Below are 17,545 nucleotides of genomic sequence, written 5' to 3'. Positions count from 1 at the left end.
GCCGCTCACTTCTCGATGATGCTCTCCTCGACGGACGCCCCGAAGTGGCGCGCGACGTCCTCGTAGTAGACGAGCAGTTCGTCGCCTTCTTCGAGATCGGTGACGGCGGTCCGCCCCTCGGCTGTCGCCACCTTGATCGTCTCGGCGTTTTGCAGCAGCGTCTCGATCCGATCCACGCCGTCTTCGGTTTCCACCTCGGCCTGGACCCTGAACATCGGGCGCTTTTCGATCTTCACCCGACCCACGATCCCCTCGCGTGTCCGGCCGTCCGTGTCGACGATCTGGACCTCGTCGCCGCTTTGCAGTTCCGCGAGGTACTTCGTTTCCCCCTCCGGAACGCGGACGTACGCGTGGACCGCGCCGGCGTTGACCCGGAACGGGCGGGAGGCGACGTACGGCGATTCGGCGGTCTCGGCGTGCACGAAGAACAGCCCCCGTGACATCGAGCCGACGAGCATCCCCTCGTCGTCTTCCATCAGGTTGCCGGTGTCGATGCAGACGCGGTCGGCCATCCCGGTGCGTTCGACGGCGGTGACCTCCGCGAGGGTGAGATCGAGCTGTTCGCGTTCGGTCGCGTCGCGCACCTCGACGGTCCGGCGGATCTCGTCGGGGTCGTCGGTGTCGAGCAACACGCCGTCCGCACCGATCTCGAGCGTCTCGAAGGCGGTTTCCGCCTCCGCGGCGGACGTCACGCCGGCCACCAGGTGGGTGTCCTCCCCCACCCTCGAGATGAGGTTCTCCAGGGGGATGATCGTCCAGTCGGAGCCGATCACCAGGGTGTACTCGCCGTCTCTGGCGGCCTCCTCGGCGAACGCCTCGTATCCTTCATCGAGAATGTGGACGTACGTTCCCTGCGCGCGGTTGTTCCCGCGAAGCGTGGTGAGGTCGGCGCTGCCGGAGAAGTCCGAGGGTAGGCCGATCGTCCCATCACCCTCGCCGTCCTTGCCGACGAGATACGCGTCGGCCTCGGTCTCTTCCGCCTCGTCGACGGCGTCGGCGTCGACGACATCGGCGTCCGGTAGGAACGCTGCGACGTTTACGTCGCCCAGCTCTCGCACCCGGGCGACGTCCGGTTCGTCGACCAGCACCCAGTCGACTCCAGCCTCGATTCCCGCCGTGATGCGTCGCTTTCGCGCCTGCCAGTCGCCGACGTCGTCGTCGGCTTTCACCCAGACCGTCCGTGTCATTACTGGGACCACGAAGGCGTGGGGCTTGAAAACTACGGATGGCGCGAGACGACGATCTCGCCGGCCTTCAGAACCGTTTCGACGACGCTGACCCCGAAGTTGTACGGGAGATGTCGGTGTGACGATCCGTCGATCACGACGAGATCGCCCGGTGCGCCGACGGTCAAAGTACCGGCGCCACCGGATGCTCGATCCCGGTCGATCGCGGCGGCGCCCCGTTCGGTGATCCCGACCACCGCCTCCGCTGGAGTCATTCCCATCCCAACACAGGCGAGCGTCGCCGCGAACCCGGGGCTCGGGGCGTGGCAGTTCGGGTTGAAGTCGGTCGCGATCGCGGGAACGGCCCCCCGCTTCCGGTACGGTTCGAGGTCCGGATAGCCCTCGCCCAGCCCGAACGCGGTCCCCGGGAGCAACACCGGCGTGACGTCTGCCGAAAGCAGTGCCCTGACGTCCCAGTCGGTCGACTGGAGCAGGTGGTCGGCGCTGGCGGCGCCGAGTTCGGCCGCCAGCCTGGTCCCGCCCAGCCGTTCGAACTCGTCTGCGTGGATCTTCGGCGTCAAGCCCTGCGTTGCGCCAGCCTCCAGTACCCGACGGGACTGCTCCAGGGTAAAAACCCCCTCCTCGCAGAAGACGTCACAGAACTCTGCAATCCCCTGATCGGCGACCGCCGGCAGCTGGTCTTCGACCACGCTGTCGACGTAGTCGTCCGCGTCGGCTCCCTCCGGTATCGCGTGTGCACCCATGAACGTCGGCACCACGTCGACGGGGTGTTCGTCGTCGGCCCCGTCGATTGCCGACAGCATCTTCAGCTCCGTTTCCGTGTTCAGTCCGTAGCCGGACTTCACTTCGACCGTTGTCGTCCCGTGGGCGAGCAGCACGTCGAGATGTTCGAGCAGCCGATCCCGGAGTTCCTGTTCGCTCGCCTCCCGGACGCGACGGACCGTCCGGAGGATCCCGCCCCCCTCGGCGAGGATCTCCTGGTAGGTCTGTCCGCGGAGCTTTGCCTCGAACTCGTCGGACCGGTCACCGACGAACAGCGCGTGGGTGTGGGCGTCGACGAACCCCGGGAGGACACACTGTCCCGTTGCGTCGACGGCTGCGGCTGCGTTCTCGATCGGGTACTGCCGGACGAGTTCGTCGCTCGAACCGATCTCGGTGACGATGCCGTCTTCGAGGACGACTGCCGCGTCGGATCGGGTGTCGAGAACGTCCCCTGCCTCGAGTGTGACGCTGTCGGTGTCGACTCCCCCGCTGAGGTCGTCCGCCGGTCCGACGACCAGTTCCGCCGCGTCGTGGACGATCGTGTAACTCATTGGTTGTGGTCGTTGTCGGTATCGTCTCCTCCGTTTCTCCGAACGAGCGCACCGTACAGTGCATGTGCGACAGTCCTCGCAGCTGCGTCGACTGTCCGGCCATCGACGTCCAGGGGCGGCGCACACTCGACGATCTCGAATCCCGCGAGCCTGTCGTCACAGACCAGATCTCCGACGGCCGCAAACAGCTCCCTGGCGGTGAGACCGCCGGGTGTCGGCGCGCTGACGCCGGGTGCGACAGCCGCATCGAGGACGTCGCAGTCGACGCTAATGTAGAGCAGTTCGACGTCGGCGACTGCCTCGCGGACCGCCTCGACGGCTGCGTCGACGCCGTCGTCGAACGCGTCCGCCGGGACGATCGTTCCGCCCCGGTCGCGGACGTACTCGACGTACGGCCCTGACGTCTCGAAGTGGCGGACTCCCACGGCGACGTAGGTGTCGAGGCCGTCCTCGATCAGCTGCCGGTAGGGAGTGCCACTCGTCGGACCGTCGTGGAGTGCCCTGCAGTCGAGGTGGGCGTCGAAGTTCACGACGCCGACCTGCCCCCGATCCAGGAGGGGCGCCACGTTGGCGTACGAAAGCGAGTTGTCACCGCCGAGAAAAACCGGAAGCGAATCGAGCGCGTGGACCTCCCCGGCGACCTCGCGAACCTGCGTCTGGACTGCGGCGACGTCGCCTCCCGTCGGGTCGTCCGCGACGTCACTCCCCGTCTGGTCGTCCGCGACGTCAGCCCCCGTCTGGTCGTCCGCGACGTCACCAGAACGCGCGACGTCGCCGATGTCGACGATCCGAGTCGCCGACAGGGGACTGGTTGCTCCTGCAGTACAGTGGGCGGTCTTCGTTCCCGCGAGCGAGCGGCGGATCGCGAGAGGGCCTTCCCGTGCGCCCCGGCGGCCGATCACCGCTCCGTCGTAGGGTTCGCCGAGGAGGACCGCATCCGGGTCGTCCGCGACGTCTCCTTTCTCTGCACCCTCGATCACGTCGCCGAACTGCCGATCGTTCGGATCGTCGGACGGACCCTCCCATCCCCGCCAGTCGGGGGCAACGATCCCGTCGATCATTGCTCGTCCATGGGGATCTCGACCCCCGACTCGCGGGCCTCGGCGATTGCTTCCTCGTAGCCGGCGTCGGCGTGGCGGATCACGCCGGTTCCCGGATCGGTCGTGAACACCGCCTCCGCCTTTTTGGCGGCGAGCTCCGTCCCGTCGAGCACGACGTGGTTGTTGGCGTGGATCGCGTTGCCGATCCCGACGCCGCCGCCGTCGTGGACGCTGACGATGTCTGCCCCCGCCGCGCAGTTGAGCAACGCGTTGAGGATCGGCCAGTCGGCGACGGCGTCGGTCCCGTCCTTCATCGCCTCCGTCTCCCGGTACGGGCTGGCGACGCTGCCGGCGTCGAGGTGGTCCCGGGTGACCACGATCGGGGCCGCGATCTCGCCGTCGGCCACGAGGTCGTTGATGCGGAGCGCGAAGCGGGCCCGCTCCGTGAGTCCCTCGGCTCCCTCGCCGTCGGTGTTGTATCCGAGCCAGCACACCCGGCTCGGCAGCCCCTGGAACTGGATCCGGTCTTGCGCCAGTTCGATCCATCGCCTGAGATGGTCCTTCTCGGGGAACAACTCGAGGATCGCCTCGTCCGTTCGATAGATGTCCTCGGGATTGCCCGACAGCGCGAGCCACCGGAACGGTCCCTTTCCCCGGCAGAACTGCGGACGGATGTACGCCGGGACGAATCCCGGGAACTCGAAGGCGTCATCGCGGCCGCGGTGTTCTGCGATCTGGCCCCTGATGTTGTTGCCGTACTCGAACGCGACTGCGCCCCGATCCTGGAGTTCGAGGATCGCGTCGACGTGTCGCTCCATCGTGTCGAGGCTCTCCCGCCGATACGCGTCGGGATCCTCCTCCCTGAGCCTATCGGCCGCCTCCACCGTGTATCCCGACGGGTAGTACCCCTCGAGAACGTCGTGGGCGCTCGTCTGATCCGTGATCACGTCGGGGACGAAGTCCCGCTCGACCAGCCCCTCGAGCATGTCCGCCGCGTTCACGTGAACCCCGACGCTGTACGGCTCTTCGGCTCGTGCCGCCTTCCTGGCGCGTTCGAGCGCCTCCTCGAGATCGTCGGTTTTCTCCATGCAGTAGCCCGTCTCGATCCGGCGGTCGATCCGTCGCTCGTCGACCTCGGCGGCGACGCAGACGCCCCTGTTCATCGTCACCGCCAGCGGCTGGGCGCCGCCCATGCCGCCGAGGCCTCCGGTGACGACGATCTTCCCCGCGAGATCGCCAGCGTAGTGCTGCCGGGCCAGTTCTGCAAGCGTTTCGTAGGTCCCCTGGATGATTCCCTGCGTCCCGATGTACGCCCACGAGCCGGCTGTCATCTGGCCGTACATGATTTTCCCCTCGGCCTCCAGTTCGTGGAAGTGCTCCCAGTTGTCCCACTTGCCGACGAGGTTGGAATTCGCAATCAACACCCGCGGGGCGCGTTCGTGGGTCTCGAACCGACCGACTGGTTCCCCCGACTGGATCAACAGCGTCTCGTCGTCGTCGAGCTCCCGGAGCTGTTGGAGGATCGCGTCGTAGGCGTCCCACGACCGGGCCGCCCGTCCGGTGCCGCCGTAGACGATCAGCTCCTCGGGCTTTTCGGCCACCTCCGGATCCAGGTTGTTGTTGAGCAGCCGCAGCGCCGCCTCCTGTCGCCACCCCTCACACTCCAGGTCGGTCCCGGTCGGCGCCCCCTGATACTCGCGCCACTGTTCGCTGGGTGGCGACCGCGAGTCGGCGGTGGATCGGTTGGTGTCCATGTCAACAGTGGACGTACGACCGGCCCTACTGAAAAGGCACCGCCGGGTTTCGAAACTGATCACCGTCGGTCAATAGAATCACCGTCGGTCAATAGAATCGCCGTCGGTCAATACGGGCCGCCGCCGTTTTCGTCGTCGTCACCGTCGTCGTCGGGATCAGCACACCCCGCAAGTAAAAGGAGCAGTCCCGTGACTCCGACCGCGAGCAGTCGTCTCCGAGTTCGACGCGTCTCCGCCGTGGATGGCGGTCGCGATTCGTTCATGACTGTCGTATGCAGCCCTCCACCAAGAATCCTGTTAATTGATACCTTATAACACAACTCGTGCGTCGACTGAGTGTTCGCGGCGGCACAAAGGATTACCCCCATCGGGGAGAAGAGCGAGCCATGCCGGATACATCGCTGGACGTCTTCACGGGACCCGATCGGCGCGACTGGGACACCACACCCGACGGGATCGTTCGGATGGCCGTCGTCGGGCTCGGGAATTACGCCCGAACGGTCTCGCTGCCGGCGATCGCCGAGAGCGAGTACTGCGTCCCGACGGTCGTCGTCAGCGGGACCGAGACCAGTCGGATCGAGACCGCCCGAGAGTACGACGCCGTCGGCCTCACCTACGAGCAGTACGCCGACGGGGAGGCCGAAGACGAGTACGACGCCGTTTACGTCGCCACGCCGAACCGGCTTCACCTGCCCCACGTCGAAACGGCGGCCGAACACGGAAAGAGCGTGATCTGTGAGAAGCCGCTGGAGGCAACCGCAAACAGGGCCCGCAAGGCGGTCGCGGTCTGTGAGGAGGCCGAGGTGACCCTGATGACGGCCTACCGGATGCAGGCTGATCCGGTCGTCCGTCGGCTGCGAGAGTTCGTCCGGCAGGGCGGGCTCGGCGATCCGGTCCGGTTGTTCGGCAACTTCAGCTTCGACGTGCTCGGCGGTTCGAACGGCCCAGACCAGTGGCGACTCGACGACCACCTCGCCGGCGGGGGCGCCTTGATGGACGTCGGCGTCTATCCGCTCAACACCTCGCGGTTCCTGCTCGAGGCGGATCCGGTCGCAGTGTGGGGAACGACCCGGACGAGCGGACCGTTCGGCGACGTCGACGAACACGTCGACTTCGGCGTCGAGTTCCCCGAGGCGATCGGGAACTTTTCGGCGAGTTTCAGCGGTCACTCGAACGCCGAACTCTCGATCCACGGAACCGAGGGTCGGGTGACGCTGCGGAACGCCTTCGGCGTGAACGCCGACCGACAACTGACGGTCGAGACCACCGAGGGCACGCTCGACCTGGAGGGATTCGGCCGTGACGAGACTGTCGAGGAGTTCGACTACTTCGCCCACTGTCTGTTGACGGGCGAAGAGCCGGAACCGGATGGTCACGACGGGCTCGTCGACGTCGAGACTGCGATGGCTGTCTATCGGGCAGCTACAGAGGGGCGCCGGGTGGAACTCGACTAGCGACACCGCGGCTCGCGCGTGGAGCGATCAGACCGCCGTATTGTATAAGCACCTTGATAGTAATCGAGGAAATACAGGGTGAGTATTAATGCGACGGGGCGAGGACTACCAGGTATGACGTCGTACCTGAACACTGATCCGGATCTGGACGAATACGAATCGATCCTGCGGGAGTATCCCGCAGACGTCTTCCTCGTCGAGCGGGACCACCCGGAAGAGGGGCGGTCGTTCCGGTTTCACGCGCCGGTTCGAGAGGCTGTCACCTTCGCTGACGAAGACCGGGCGCGGCTGTTTGCCGACCTCTACACTGCCGTGGACGGGTTCCGAATCGGCGGCGTCGGCGAGGGCGGCATCCCCGTGAACGTCGCGGTCGCGGGGACCGCCGAGATCGCCGCCTACATGTACGCGGCGTGGGGCCAGACCCCGACCCAGATCGCCCAGACGTTAGACAGCAACCGACAGAACGTTCTCGAGTACTTCGAGCGTGTCAACGACCGCGCCGAAAAAGTGATCGCAGAGGGGTGACGCGTCGGCGTCGGTTCGGGTCCCGCGGAGCTGCGAACCGTCACTTTTTATCTCCCTACCACAGTACCCACGACATGGATCGACTGGAACAGTCGTTGCTCGACGCCCCGATCATCGAGAAGGGCGATTACCAGTACTTCGTTCACCCGATCAGCGACGGCGTCCCGATGCTCGAGCCGGAACTGCTCCGGGAGATCGTGATCAAGATCATTCGGAAGGCCGAACTCGAGGACGTCGACAAGATCGTCACCCCCGCGGCGATGGGGATACACATCTCGACGGCTGTCTCCCTGATGACCGACATCCCGCTGGTAGTCATCCGAAAACGGGAGTACGGCCTCGACGGCGAGGTCTCGCTTGCAAAACGGACCGGCTACTCCGAGTCGGAGATGTTCATCAACGACGTCGAGGCGGGCGACCGCGTGCTCGTGCTCGACGACGTGCTCTCGACGGGCGGAACGATGAAGGGAATCCTCGATGCGCTGTCGGACATCGGCGCGGAGATAATCGACGTCGTCGCCGTCATCAAAAAGACCGGCCCGAACGAGCTGGACGACACTGACTACCGGGTCAAGACGCTCATCAACGTCACTGTCGAGGACGGCGAGGTCGTCATCGTCGATTCCCGCGGCGACGGATAGCTGCCGTCGGCTCCCCTCCGGTCCCCGCGAGTGTCGTTTACTCTCCGTGGATCGTGAAGACTGGCTCGGCTACGTCCTCGCTTCGACACTCGGGACACCGCGACGGCTGGTTCGCCCGGTCGTCGAACCCGTCGAATCCGCAGCGGCGGCACGTCGGCGGCGCGACGAGTAGCTCCTCGTCGGTCGCCGAAAGCGACTGCGCGACGTGGCTGACGTGATCGTAGACGACCGGAACCGGCACGTCGACCCGGGCGGCGAGTTCGCTCGCGGTCGCCTCGGACTCGCGGAGGGCGTCGGCGATCCGCTGTCGGGTGGTCCTGGACGTGGTTTCCTCCGTCGGTTCGTCACTCATCGGTTGGTAGATGATTGCCGAGGAAAAGAGACTTACCGACTGGCAGTAATCCTGTAGTCATGAAGGCGATCGTGCTCGCGGGCGGATACGCGACGCGGCTGTGGCCGATAACGAAAAACCGGCCGAAGATGTTTCTCCCCGTCGGCGAGAACACGGTGATCGACGAGACGTTCGCGGATCTGGAAGTCGACGATCGGATCGACGAAGTGTACGTGAGCACGAACGAGCGCTTCGAGGAGGACTTCCGGACGTATCTCGCGGACGCTCCCTACGAGAAGCCGATCCTCTCGGTCGAGGACACCGAAAACGAGTCCGAGAAGTTCGGCGTGATCGGCGCGCTCGCACAGCTCATCCGACGGGAGGGGATCGACGACGACCTGCTGGTTGTGGCGGGTGACAACCTCATCAGCTTCGACCTCGCGGAGTTCCTCGACTTCTACCAGCGCCGGGAGACGCCCGCTCTCGCCGCCTACGACGTCGGCTCCCGGGAGCGGGCGAAGTCGTACGGGCTGGTCGAACTCGACGGCGAGCGGGTCGTCGACTTCCAGGAGAAGCCCGACGACCCCCACTCGACGCTGGTGTCGATCGCCTGTTACGCGTTCCCCGCGACGTCGCTGTCGCTGTTCGAGACGTATCTCGAGGGCGGAAACAATCCGGACGAACCGGGGTGGTTCATCCAGTGGCTCCAGGAGCGAAAGCAGGTCCACGCGTTCACGTTCGACGGTGCCTGGTTCGACATCGGAACCCCCGAAAGCTATCTCGACGCCGTCCGGTGGAAACTCGACGGCGACTGCCTGGTTCATCCCGACGCGACTGTCGAACACTCCCAGTTAGACGAGAACGTCCACGTGATGGCTGACTCTTCGGTCGTCAACTCGTCGCTGTCGGAGGCGATCGTCTTTCCGGACGTGACGATTCGTGACGCGGAGATCAAGCGGTCGATCATCGACGAGGACACCCACATCGAGGGGCTCGACTTCGCCGGCGCACTCATCGGGGCCCACAGCCGGATCGGAAACGGGCAGTGACGTCGCGAGCCGGTTTCCCGAGACCACTGGCACTCATAATCAGTATCAGTCCAGTCCTTCGAGGCCCTCCTCGACGTGGCTGTGTTCCTCGGCCGGGAACGCGCCGGATTCGACCTCCCGTTTGAACTCCTCGACGGCCCGTTTCATCTCGCCTCTGAGGTCGGCGTACTGTTTGGAAAACGACGGCGACTCCGCCTCGATCCCCAGGACGTCGGTGATCACGAGCACCTGTCCGTCGCAGTCGCCACCAGCGCCGATCCCGATCGTCGGGATCGAAAGCTCCTCGGTCACCCTGGCGGCGACGTTCGCGGGGACGTGTTCCAGCACGATCGAGAACGCCCCCGCCTGCTGGTGGGCAATCGCGAGTTCGAGCAGATCCCTGGCGGCGTCCTCGGTGGTCCCTTGTCTGGCGTAGCCGCCGAGTTGATTGACCTGCTGTGGGGTGAGCCCGACGTGTGCCATCACCGGGATCCCGACTCGAGTGAGTCGTTCCGTCAGTTCGACCGTGTGTCGGCCGCTCTCGATTTTGACCGCGTCGGCGTTCGATTCCTTCAGGAGCCGGCCGGCGTTTTCCACGCTTTCGGCGTCGTCGATGCCGAACGAGAGAAACGGCATGTCGGCTACGACGAGCGCCTCCTCGGTCGCCCGGGCGACCGCCGCCGTCCGGCTGTGCATCTCCTCGAGGGTCACCGGCAGCGTCGTGTCGTATCCAAGAACCGCGTTTCCCATGCTGTCGCCCACCAGGATCACGTCTACGCCCACCTGATCGACGATCTCTGCGGTCGGCGCGTCGTACGCCGTCAGCATGGTGATCGGCTCCTCGCCGGCGCGCTCGCGGAGGTCGCGTGTCGTCACCATACGCCCACGTTCAGGCAGGCGGAGAATAAAGCGTCCGGTGACCGGCCGATCGGATGCGACGACGCGTCGAAAGCAGCAGGGGAACGAACAAACCGGTAGCTCTTACTCGCGTCCCACCGATCGCCCGGACGTGCCACGAGTCGTCGAGGAGACCGACCCGGAAGGGGTCGACTACGGCTGGGTGATGCAGGTGACGTTCGTCGTTACTATCCTCGTGGGTGCCCCCGCCGTCGCGCTGCTGGCTTCGGGAACCGGCGTCGAGCTCGCGACGTGGGGCGAACGCGCCGCGTTCGCGATACGGGTCGGCGCGCCGATCTGGTTCGTCACGGCGATCGCGGTGTTCGCCTACGCGAAGCGATACCGGGTGAATCGCGCCGACTGATCGGGTGAATCGCGCCGACTAGGGGGACGTTCCGTCGCGATCCGAGTCGAGATCCGAGACGTACGCGAAGCCGGTGCCGGCGCGGTCTGCAGTTCGTTCGTCCCTGGGTGAATCGCCGACGAACAGCGTCCGGCCGGGATCGACCGAAAGCGCCCGACACGTCGACAGCAACGGCTCCGGATCCGGCTTGCGCGTCGCGACGGTGTCACGCCCTACGATCGCTCCCTGTCGGACTGACTCGGCGAGTTCGTGTTCCGCGAGCGCGATCCGGACGGCGTCCTCGCAGTTGAGCGAGCAGACGCCGACCGGGACACCGGCGGCAGCACGATCCCGGAGTTCGTCGGCGAGAAACAGTCGGTCCGACCGACGTGCGCCTTCGCGTTCCCGCTCGCAGACGAGCGCCGCGATCTCTTCGCCGACACCGTGCTCTTCGGCGGCATCTAAAAGGGTCCAGAGGTCCCCGATCGGCGGATCGACTCCCGCCTCGCGGTACACCGTCGCCGCCTCCCGGGTGACTGCGTCCCAGTCGACGTCGAGCCTGACGAGGGTGCCGTCGAGATCGTACACCACGGCGTCGTATCCGTCCATGCTCCCTCCAGGACTCGGACAAACAAAGGAGCCACGAAAGGGCACACGAAAAAAGCGGAGGAAAACGGCGGAGGAAAACGGACCCCGAAACGCCGTGACGACGCGGCTTGAGCACCCTTAAGTCGCGCGGTCCCGAGGCTTCCGACATGCAACCACGGGACCTCTCTTCACATTCGCCGTACGTCCCCGGAAGCGGCATCGAGGAGGTCGCCCGGGAACTCGGCGTCGATCCCGACGAGCTCGTCGCACTCTCCTCGAACGAGAACCCACACGGGCCCAGCCCGGCCGCGGTCGAGGCGATCCGGGAAAACGCCGACCGCATTCACCAGTATCCGAAGGCCGCCCACGCCGACCTGACCGACCGGATCGCCGCGGAGTGGGGGGTCGACTCCCGGCAGGTGTGGCTCTCTCCGGGGGCCGACGGCGCGCTTGATTACCTCGCCCGGGCGATGCTGTCAGCGGGGGATCGAGTGCTCGTCCCCGACCCCGGGTTCGCGTACTACCCGATGAGCGCGCGGTACCACCACGGGACGGTGGCGACGTACGACCTCTCGTCCGGGAACGATTTCGCCGGGACCGCAGACGCCGTGCTGTCTGCCTACGACGGCGAGCGGATCGTCTACGTCACCACGCCCCACAACCCTGCTGGATCCGAGTTCCCGCGGCACGAGCTTCTGGAACTGCTCTCGTCGGTCGAGGACCGGACGCTCGTGATCGTCGACGAGGCGTACGGCGAGTACAGCGAGTCTCCCTCGAGTATCGAGCTGCTGGACTCCCACCGAAACCTTGCGGTGACCCGGACGTTCTCGAAGGCGTACGGACTCGCCGGCCTTCGGGTCGGCTACGCGGTCGTCCCCGGGGAATGGGGCGACGCGTACGCCCGGGTGAACACCCCGTTTGCGGTGAACGAACTCGCCTGCCGGGCGGCGATGGCGGCGCTGGGGGACGACGACCACCTCCGGACGTCCGTCGAGACCGCCAGGTGGAGCCGTGAGTATCTCCGCTCCGAACTCGACGCGCGCACCGTCGAGAGTGCGGCCAACTTCGTGCTCGTCCACGTCGGCGACGCGAAAACAGTCGCCGAACGCAGCAAACGGGCGGGCGTGGTGATCCGGGACTGCACGAGCTTCGGGCTCCCCGAGTACGTCCGCATCTCCTGTGGGACCCGCGAGGAGACGACACTCGCGGTCGAGACGCTCAACGAGGTGCTCACGGACGCCGACGTCGCCGGGGTGAGGACGCGTGACTGAGAGGGCCGAAGAGGCCGACGATCTGTCGTCCCCCGGGAGCCGTGCCCGCCGGGTCGTCGTGACCGGGACTCCCGGAACCGGAAAGACCTCCGCGACCGAGCAACTGGCCGACGCCACCGACCTCGAGGTCGACGTCGTTCACCTCAACGACCTCGTGAAATCCGACGGGCTGTGGACCGACCGCGACGCGGAGCGCGACACCCTCGTCGTCGATCTCGATGCGGTGCGCGACCGGCTGGGCGACTGGAGCGGGATCGTCGAGTCGCACGTCGCCCACCACCTCGAGGCGGACCGGGTGATCGTGTTGCGGTGCCGGCCGGACGTGCTGGAAGAACGGCTGTTGAACCGCGGGGAGTCACCCGCGAACGCCGTGGAGAACCGCGAGAGCGAGGCGCTCGACGTGATCCTCTCGGAGGCGGTCGAACGTCACGGCCGGGAGTCGGTGTTCGAGATCGACACGACCGACCGGCCGAGTTCGACGGTGGCCGAGGAGATCGCGGCAGTGGTTCGCGGGGAGCGGGCGCCCAGCGCCGGCCAGGTCGACTATCTCGAGTTTCTCCCGGGGGGGACAGACGGGTGACGCTGGATCGGCTCCGCCCGATCGCCGACAGGGCCTTGAGGCCGTTCGTCGACGCCGCCGACGCGGTCGGCCTCTCCCCCGACGGGGTGAGCGTGCTGGCGTTCGGCAGCGCGCTTGCGGCCGGCGGCGCGTTCGCGATCGCGGAGCCAGTCTGGTTCGTCGTCGGCGCGGTGCTGGTGTTCGCGAACGGTTGGCTCGATCTGGTCGACGGCGCGCTCGCTCGCCGTCAAAACCAGGCGTCGGCGGCGGGCGACCTGCTGGATCACGTGCTGGACCGCTACGCCGACATCGCGATCATCGCCGGACTCGCGGCGGGAACGGGTGCGTATCTGCTGGGCTTTCTGGCTGTCACCGGGGTGTTGATGACCTCGTATCTCGGCACCCAGATCCAGGCGGTCGGCCTCGGTCGGGAGTACGGCGGCGCCCTCGGACGGGCGGACCGCCTCGCGCTCGTGGGCGTCGTCGGCGTCGTTGCGGCGGTGGTCCCCGGCGAACTGGCCGCGGGCTTTACTGTCGTCGAACTGCTACTCGTCGCGTTCGCGGTGGTCGGCCACCTGACCGCGCTCCAGCGGTTCTACGGCGCGTGGTCCGATCTGTGACGCGCCGGGGTCCGTTCTCGGCGCTCGACACTGGGGCGTGTGGTTTTTACTCTCGGCGGCGGTACGGACGTGTATGCCCCAGTGTGAGATGTGTGGTGCGGAGAAGCCGTCCCTCACCACGACCAAGGTCGAAGGCGCCGAGCTGGAGCTTTGTGACTCCTGTTCGGAGTTCGGCACGGAGGTCCGCACCGAGTCTACCGGTTCCTCGGGGAGCAAGTACTCCACGACCTCGAGTTCGGGCACCGCATCGGGCGACTCCGGCGGCGGGGGCGCCGGAAGCACGGGGTCGGGCGGATCCTCCCGGTCGCGCCGGCGGGACATGTTCGACGAGATGGACGAGCTCGCGGCCGACTACGACGACCGGATCCGGAACGCCCGCGAGTCGACCGGCATGAGCCAGGAGGAGCTCGCGAAGAAGCTCAACGAGAAGGCGAGCCTGATTCGGAAGCTCGAACGCGGCGACATTCTCCCCAGCGACGACGTTCAAAAGAAACTCGAGCGGGAACTCGAGATCTCGCTCCTCGAGGGCGAGGACGTCGAAGACTCCGAGTGGTCCAGCGACTCGACGGGGACGATGACGCTTGGCGACGTAGTCAAGCGGAAAGACTAGCAACGACCTTTTTCTGCCTCGGGTTCGCTTTCGGAGGACCGCTCGGTGAAAACGCTCGAGGGACAAAGCCGATAACTCGGGCCTTCGGCCCTCGCTCCCGGTACAACGACGAGGAGGAGAGTTGGATGCTGTACGCACTGCATCTCGAGGGGTCTGTTCGAACGGTCCCCTGTTTCACTTACGTGTTCCTCGAGCACTGCCCAGGGTGTTTTTAAGTATTGGACTGCGAGAACCGGGAACGCAACCAGTTACCTACGGAGGAATCTTCGCCGCCGGGCCGAGCGGAAGTCACGGCGTCACGCCGTCGCGGTCGTCGGGTTCGGCGAAGCCGTACGTGGCGGTCAGGTGGTCGATCATGTAGTCGACCGTGGAGGGATCGTAGCTCCAGAACCCGTAGTAGTCGCCGTCCTCGCGCTCCTCGGCCAGCAGCGCGCACTTGTTGTCGTCGACGCCGGCACCGTCGTAGGCGACAAACCACGTCTTCCGTATCTCGGTGTTCCGTTCGACGTGGAGGGTGACGTGTTTCAGGTTCGGGGGTGTCCCCTCGGGCACGGCGTACGCGTGCACCGACAACCCCTGTTTGCTTCCGAGCCGTTCGTAGGTAGCAGCTTCCTTCGAAAACACCTCGAGGGTTTGAAATCCGGCGTGGAGCTTGCCCGCACCGATCCGCCAGGCGCGGTCCTCGATCTCGCGGGAGGCAGCGAGCATCTCCCTCGAAGAGTAGGAGGTGAACATCGTTTCGTCGAGGTGATCGAGGATCGGACGGTACGTGCCGGCAACGAACTCCGGATCCCGCTGTGTTTCCGGTTCTGCCAGTTCATCGAGATCGATCGCCGTCAGGAACGTCCCCGTCTGTCCCAGCACGCCGAACGACTCGGGACCTCCATCCATCGTCGCGGTCTCGATCCGGAGGTTCCGATCCGCAAAGCGCTCGCGGAGATCCGCGACGACGTCGTCGTCCGCGTTGATCACCGAAAGCGTCTTCTCGTAGGATTCGACGCCGGCGATAAGCTCGGTGAGGGACATCTCGGTTTCGTTCGGGGTTTCGAGAAGCAGGTATTTGACAATTACTCCCACTTGTTCGGTTCGCGTGCCGGCTCGACCGACCGAAGTGTGTCCGGATCGTGAAGCTATTTGGCCACGCGGGCCACCACTCACGGTATGTTCGTTCTGGTGAACCTGAAGGCGTACCCGTGTGAGGGACCTGCCGTCGCCGCGGCGGTCCGGGAAGTGAGCGAGGAGTCCGGCGTCCGCATGGCAGTCGCCCCGCAGGCGGCCGAACTGCGCGCGATCCACGACACCGGCGCGGAGACGTGGGCCCAGCACGTCTCCCCGGTCGAACACGGGAGCCACACCGGCTCGACGCTCGCGGAGGCGGTCGCCGACGCCGGTGCCGCAGGGACCCTCATAAACCACTCCGAGCGACGGCTCCGTCTGGCCGACGTCGACGGCGCGCTGTCGGCGGCCGAACGGGCGGGTCTCGAGACGGTCGTCTGTGCGAACAATCCCGCGCAGGTCGGTGCTGCTGCCGCGCTCAGTCCCGACGCCGTCGCGGTCGAACCGCCGGAGCTGATCGGCGGCGACGTCTCGGTGTCGACCGCGGATCCGGGAATCGTCGAGGACGCCGTCGACGCCGCCGCCGCCGTCGACGAGGACGTGGCGGTGTTCTGTGGTGCCGGCGTCTCGACGGGCTCTGACGTCGCCGCCGCACAGGAACTGGGTGCCGAGGGCGTGCTGCTCGCGTCGGGGGTCGCCAAGGCCGACGATCCCGAGGCGGTGCTGTGGGATCTGGTCAGCGAGATCTGAGAGGCGTCAGTTTTCGTCCTCGGGAGTCTCGTCGTCGAGCGCTTCCTCGATCGCCTCGACCATTTCTTCGACCTCGTCGTCGCCGAGGCGATCCGCGTACGCGTCCCGGACCAGTTCCGGAATCGCGTAGGTGTACTCCCCCTGGCCGGTGTGGCGGATCAGTCCGGCGGTCCTGACTGGTCGGTTGCGTCCGTACGCCAGCTGTCTGTCGCCGTCGCCGCCGGCGTCGATGTGGGCGGCGACCGGTTCGCTCGTCCCCTCCCGGCGGTAGTGATCGAGCATCCGCCTGGAAAGCTCCGGTAGCGACTCGATCCGGTCGCGAAGCTCGCGGATGACTGCCTCTCTCGTGCCGAGCCGGACGTCGGCCGCGAACTCCATTGCCGCCTCCGCGACGTCGGCGGCGTCGATCGGTGCAACCGGGCCGCCGTTCGCGGCACGGCTGTCCGGCACATCGGCTGCGCCCGAACCCTCTGTTTCGTTTGCAGAACGGGCTTCACCTGGAGACTCGGCTTCGCCTGGAGCCTCCGTTTCCCTTCGACCCGTCGTTTCACCTCGAGTATCGGGGTTCCGATCTTCGGGGCCATCGGCTCCGTCCGATTCGTACTCCGGAAGTACCGACTGGTCGGACACCTCCTCGCGGTGCAGGTTTCGGCCCTGCCCCCCCCGGTAAGGTGCCTCCGCTCGGCCCAGGAGCGCCTGGGCGAACTGGTCGGCCATCTGCGAGAGGTCCCGCGCCTCCTCGAGCTCTTGTTCGAGCTGCTGGATCCGCGCATGCTTGCGGTCGAGTTCCTGTTTGAGGTCGGCAATCTTCGATTCCTGGCGCTCCTTTTCGTCGCTGATCTCTTCGAGTTCGGAGACGAGGTTCCCGGAGACGCTTTTGAGTTCCGGGCGCTCGAAGTCCTCGAGCCCCGGCGTCGCACCGGCGTCGAACGTCTGCTTGCGGTGAAACTGCACCCGATCGATCGAGTCCGCCCAGTCGCGCATCAGGAAGGCCTCACCGTCGTCCAGATCTTCGATCGCGTCGGCGTAATCGGATCCGAGGATCCGACCGACGACTTTCGTGTCGTTGTCCCAGGTGAGTCGGTGCCAGACCAGCCAGTCACACTGGGTTATAAAGTCCTTCTTGACGTTGGCGGGGCGCTGGCTGATGCCGACGATGCCGAGCCCGTGTTTCCGCCCCCGTTTCCCGACCTTGATGAGCATCTTCCCGGTCTCGGTCATTCCGCCGCTTTCGGGGATGTACTCGTGACACTCCTCGACGACGAGCAAAAACGGCTTTTTGAGCTTCTTTTCCTTCGCAAAGAGGTGTTTCGTCGTCTCCAAAAGGAGTTCGTTCGCGACGTCCTCTTCCAGGTAGCCCGAGACGTCGAGGATGATCGGTACGTTCTGTTCGAGCGCGAGGTTCGCCAGTTTCTCGGCGTGTTCCGGCGAGACGACGATGTCACACTCCTCGTCGGCGCCGACGTGGAGGATCTCGTACTCCTCTTTGAGGCCGTAGTATTCGCCGTCGGTGTCGACGATCAGGACGTTGAGGTTCTCCGCCAGCAGGTTCTCGACGAAGACGGAGGCGGTGTTGGA

19 protein-coding genes and 1 pseudogene are annotated in these 17,545 nt (G+C 66.0%); 10 read left to right on the top strand and 10 right to left on the bottom strand.

All coding sequences use genetic code 11. The features are described 5' to 3' along the window. Nucleotides 1-5: 5 nt before the first annotated feature. The 5 genes from RH858_RS02975 to RH858_RS02955 all read right to left on the bottom strand — a co-directional run bounded on the left by RH858_RS02975 (nucleotide 6) and on the right by RH858_RS02955 (nucleotide 5,557). Nucleotides 6-1,187 (bottom strand): 3-dehydroquinate synthase II, encoded by a 1,182-nt coding sequence (locus RH858_RS02975; RefSeq protein ID WP_259533787.1) that lies wholly within the window; start codon nucleotides 1,185-1,187, stop codon nucleotides 6-8. Between the two features lie 32 nt (nucleotides 1,188-1,219). Continuing rightward, entirely contained in the window at nucleotides 1,220-2,500 is a 1,281-nt protein-coding gene (gene hutI, locus RH858_RS02970; RefSeq protein ID WP_310561102.1) for an imidazolonepropionase, read from the bottom strand. Continuing rightward, nucleotides 2,497-3,561 carry an agmatinase family protein gene (locus tag RH858_RS02965; RefSeq protein WP_259533785.1) on the bottom strand — a complete coding sequence of 355 codons (1,065 nt, stop codon included), beginning with the start codon at nucleotides 3,559-3,561 and terminating at the stop codon, nucleotides 2,497-2,499. The genes hutI and RH858_RS02965 overlap by 4 nt, the downstream gene beginning before the upstream one ends. Next, nucleotides 3,558-5,294, bottom strand: a complete 1,737-nt coding sequence (hutU, locus tag RH858_RS02960) for a urocanate hydratase (protein WP_310561101.1) — start codon at nucleotides 5,292-5,294, stop codon at nucleotides 3,558-3,560. Before hutU ends, RH858_RS02965 begins: the two co-directional genes overlap by 4 nt. 107 nt (nucleotides 5,295-5,401) lie before the next feature. Continuing rightward, nucleotides 5,402-5,557: a hypothetical protein gene (locus RH858_RS02955; RefSeq protein WP_310561100.1), complete on the bottom strand. Its 156-nt coding sequence runs from the start codon at nucleotides 5,555-5,557 to the stop codon at nucleotides 5,402-5,404. A 123-nt stretch (nucleotides 5,558-5,680) separates the two neighbouring features. On the opposite strand from RH858_RS02955, the gene gfo6 reads away from it, so the two are divergent. The 3 genes from gfo6 to hpt all read left to right on the top strand — a co-directional run bounded on the left by gfo6 (nucleotide 5,681) and on the right by hpt (nucleotide 7,914). Then, entirely contained in the window at nucleotides 5,681-6,748 is a 1,068-nt protein-coding gene (gene gfo6 / locus RH858_RS02950; RefSeq protein ID WP_310561099.1) for a D-xylose 1-dehydrogenase Gfo6, read from the top strand. A gap of 114 nt (nucleotides 6,749-6,862) precedes the next feature. Beyond that, the gene (locus tag RH858_RS02945; protein WP_310561098.1) at nucleotides 6,863-7,273 is read left to right on the top strand and encodes a hypothetical protein; all 411 of its coding nucleotides are present in this window, start codon (nucleotides 6,863-6,865) and stop codon (nucleotides 7,271-7,273) included. A 74-nt stretch (nucleotides 7,274-7,347) separates the two neighbouring features. Continuing rightward, nucleotides 7,348-7,914: a hypoxanthine/guanine phosphoribosyltransferase gene (gene hpt, locus RH858_RS02940; RefSeq protein WP_310561097.1), complete on the top strand. Its 567-nt coding sequence runs from the start codon at nucleotides 7,348-7,350 to the stop codon at nucleotides 7,912-7,914. A gap of 37 nt (nucleotides 7,915-7,951) precedes the next feature. Here hpt and RH858_RS02935 read toward each other — a convergent pair whose 3' ends face one another. Then, complete coding sequence (locus RH858_RS02935; RefSeq protein WP_310561096.1) at nucleotides 7,952-8,266, bottom strand: transcriptional regulator; 315 nt, start codon at nucleotides 8,264-8,266, stop codon at nucleotides 7,952-7,954. 59 nt (nucleotides 8,267-8,325) lie between these two features. Here RH858_RS02935 and RH858_RS02930 point away from each other — a divergent pair, with 59 nt between their 5' ends. After that, the gene (locus RH858_RS02930; protein WP_310561095.1) at nucleotides 8,326-9,294 is read left to right on the top strand and encodes an NDP-sugar synthase; all 969 of its coding nucleotides are present in this window, start codon (nucleotides 8,326-8,328) and stop codon (nucleotides 9,292-9,294) included. A 45-nt stretch (nucleotides 9,295-9,339) separates the two neighbouring features. Here RH858_RS02930 and panB read toward each other — a convergent pair whose 3' ends face one another. Continuing rightward, nucleotides 9,340-10,152: a 3-methyl-2-oxobutanoate hydroxymethyltransferase gene (panB, locus tag RH858_RS02925; protein ID WP_310561094.1), complete on the bottom strand. Its 813-nt coding sequence runs from the start codon at nucleotides 10,150-10,152 to the stop codon at nucleotides 9,340-9,342. A gap of 130 nt (nucleotides 10,153-10,282) precedes the next feature. Between panB and RH858_RS02920 the strand changes: the two genes are divergently transcribed. Further along, nucleotides 10,283-10,534 (top strand): DUF5822 domain-containing protein, encoded by a 252-nt coding sequence (locus RH858_RS02920; protein WP_310561093.1) that lies wholly within the window; start codon nucleotides 10,283-10,285, stop codon nucleotides 10,532-10,534. Between the two features lie 18 nt (nucleotides 10,535-10,552). Here the strand turns inward: RH858_RS02920 and RH858_RS02915 are convergent, their stop codons facing one another. Beyond that, complete coding sequence (locus RH858_RS02915; protein WP_310561092.1) at nucleotides 10,553-11,122, bottom strand: HAD family hydrolase; 570 nt, start codon at nucleotides 11,120-11,122, stop codon at nucleotides 10,553-10,555. Nucleotides 11,123-11,268: 146 nt separating this feature from the next. On the opposite strand from RH858_RS02915, the gene hisC reads away from it, so the two are divergent. The 4 genes from hisC (at nucleotide 11,269) to RH858_RS02895 (ending at nucleotide 14,161) form a co-directional block, all read left to right on the top strand. After that, on the top strand, nucleotides 11,269-12,372 hold the full coding sequence (gene hisC / locus RH858_RS02910) for a histidinol-phosphate transaminase (protein ID WP_310561091.1): 1,104 nt from the start codon (nucleotides 11,269-11,271) through the stop codon (nucleotides 12,370-12,372). Further along, on the top strand, nucleotides 12,365-12,952 hold the full coding sequence (locus RH858_RS02905) for an adenylate kinase family protein (RefSeq protein ID WP_310561090.1): 588 nt from the start codon (nucleotides 12,365-12,367) through the stop codon (nucleotides 12,950-12,952). Before hisC ends, RH858_RS02905 begins: the two co-directional genes overlap by 8 nt. Continuing rightward, complete coding sequence (locus RH858_RS02900; RefSeq protein WP_259533768.1) at nucleotides 12,949-13,551, top strand: CDP-alcohol phosphatidyltransferase family protein; 603 nt, start codon at nucleotides 12,949-12,951, stop codon at nucleotides 13,549-13,551. The genes RH858_RS02905 and RH858_RS02900 overlap by 4 nt, the downstream gene beginning before the upstream one ends. A 73-nt stretch (nucleotides 13,552-13,624) precedes the next feature. Next, complete coding sequence (locus RH858_RS02895; protein WP_259533767.1) at nucleotides 13,625-14,161, top strand: multiprotein bridging factor aMBF1; 537 nt, start codon at nucleotides 13,625-13,627, stop codon at nucleotides 14,159-14,161. 288 nt (nucleotides 14,162-14,449) lie between these two features. Here RH858_RS02895 and RH858_RS02890 read toward each other — a convergent pair whose 3' ends face one another. Continuing rightward, entirely contained in the window at nucleotides 14,450-15,187 is a 738-nt protein-coding gene (locus tag RH858_RS02890) for a DICT sensory domain-containing protein (protein ID WP_259533766.1), read from the bottom strand. A 135-nt stretch (nucleotides 15,188-15,322) separates the two neighbouring features. Between RH858_RS02890 and tpiA the strand changes: the two genes are divergently transcribed. Next, nucleotides 15,323-15,967, top strand: a complete 645-nt coding sequence (tpiA, locus tag RH858_RS02885) for a triose-phosphate isomerase (protein WP_259533765.1) — start codon at nucleotides 15,323-15,325, stop codon at nucleotides 15,965-15,967. Nucleotides 15,968-16,012: 45 nt separating this feature from the next. Here tpiA and RH858_RS02880 read toward each other — a convergent pair. Next, nucleotides 16,013-17,545, bottom strand: a pseudogene (locus RH858_RS02880) (DUF87 domain-containing protein); the annotation flags it as partial.

The organism is Halalkaliarchaeum sp. AArc-GB, from assembly GCF_031432225.1.
Classification (GTDB): Archaea; Halobacteriota; Halobacteria; order Halobacteriales; family Haloferacaceae; genus Halalkaliarchaeum.
This window is presented reverse-complemented; position numbering and strand designations above follow the sequence as displayed.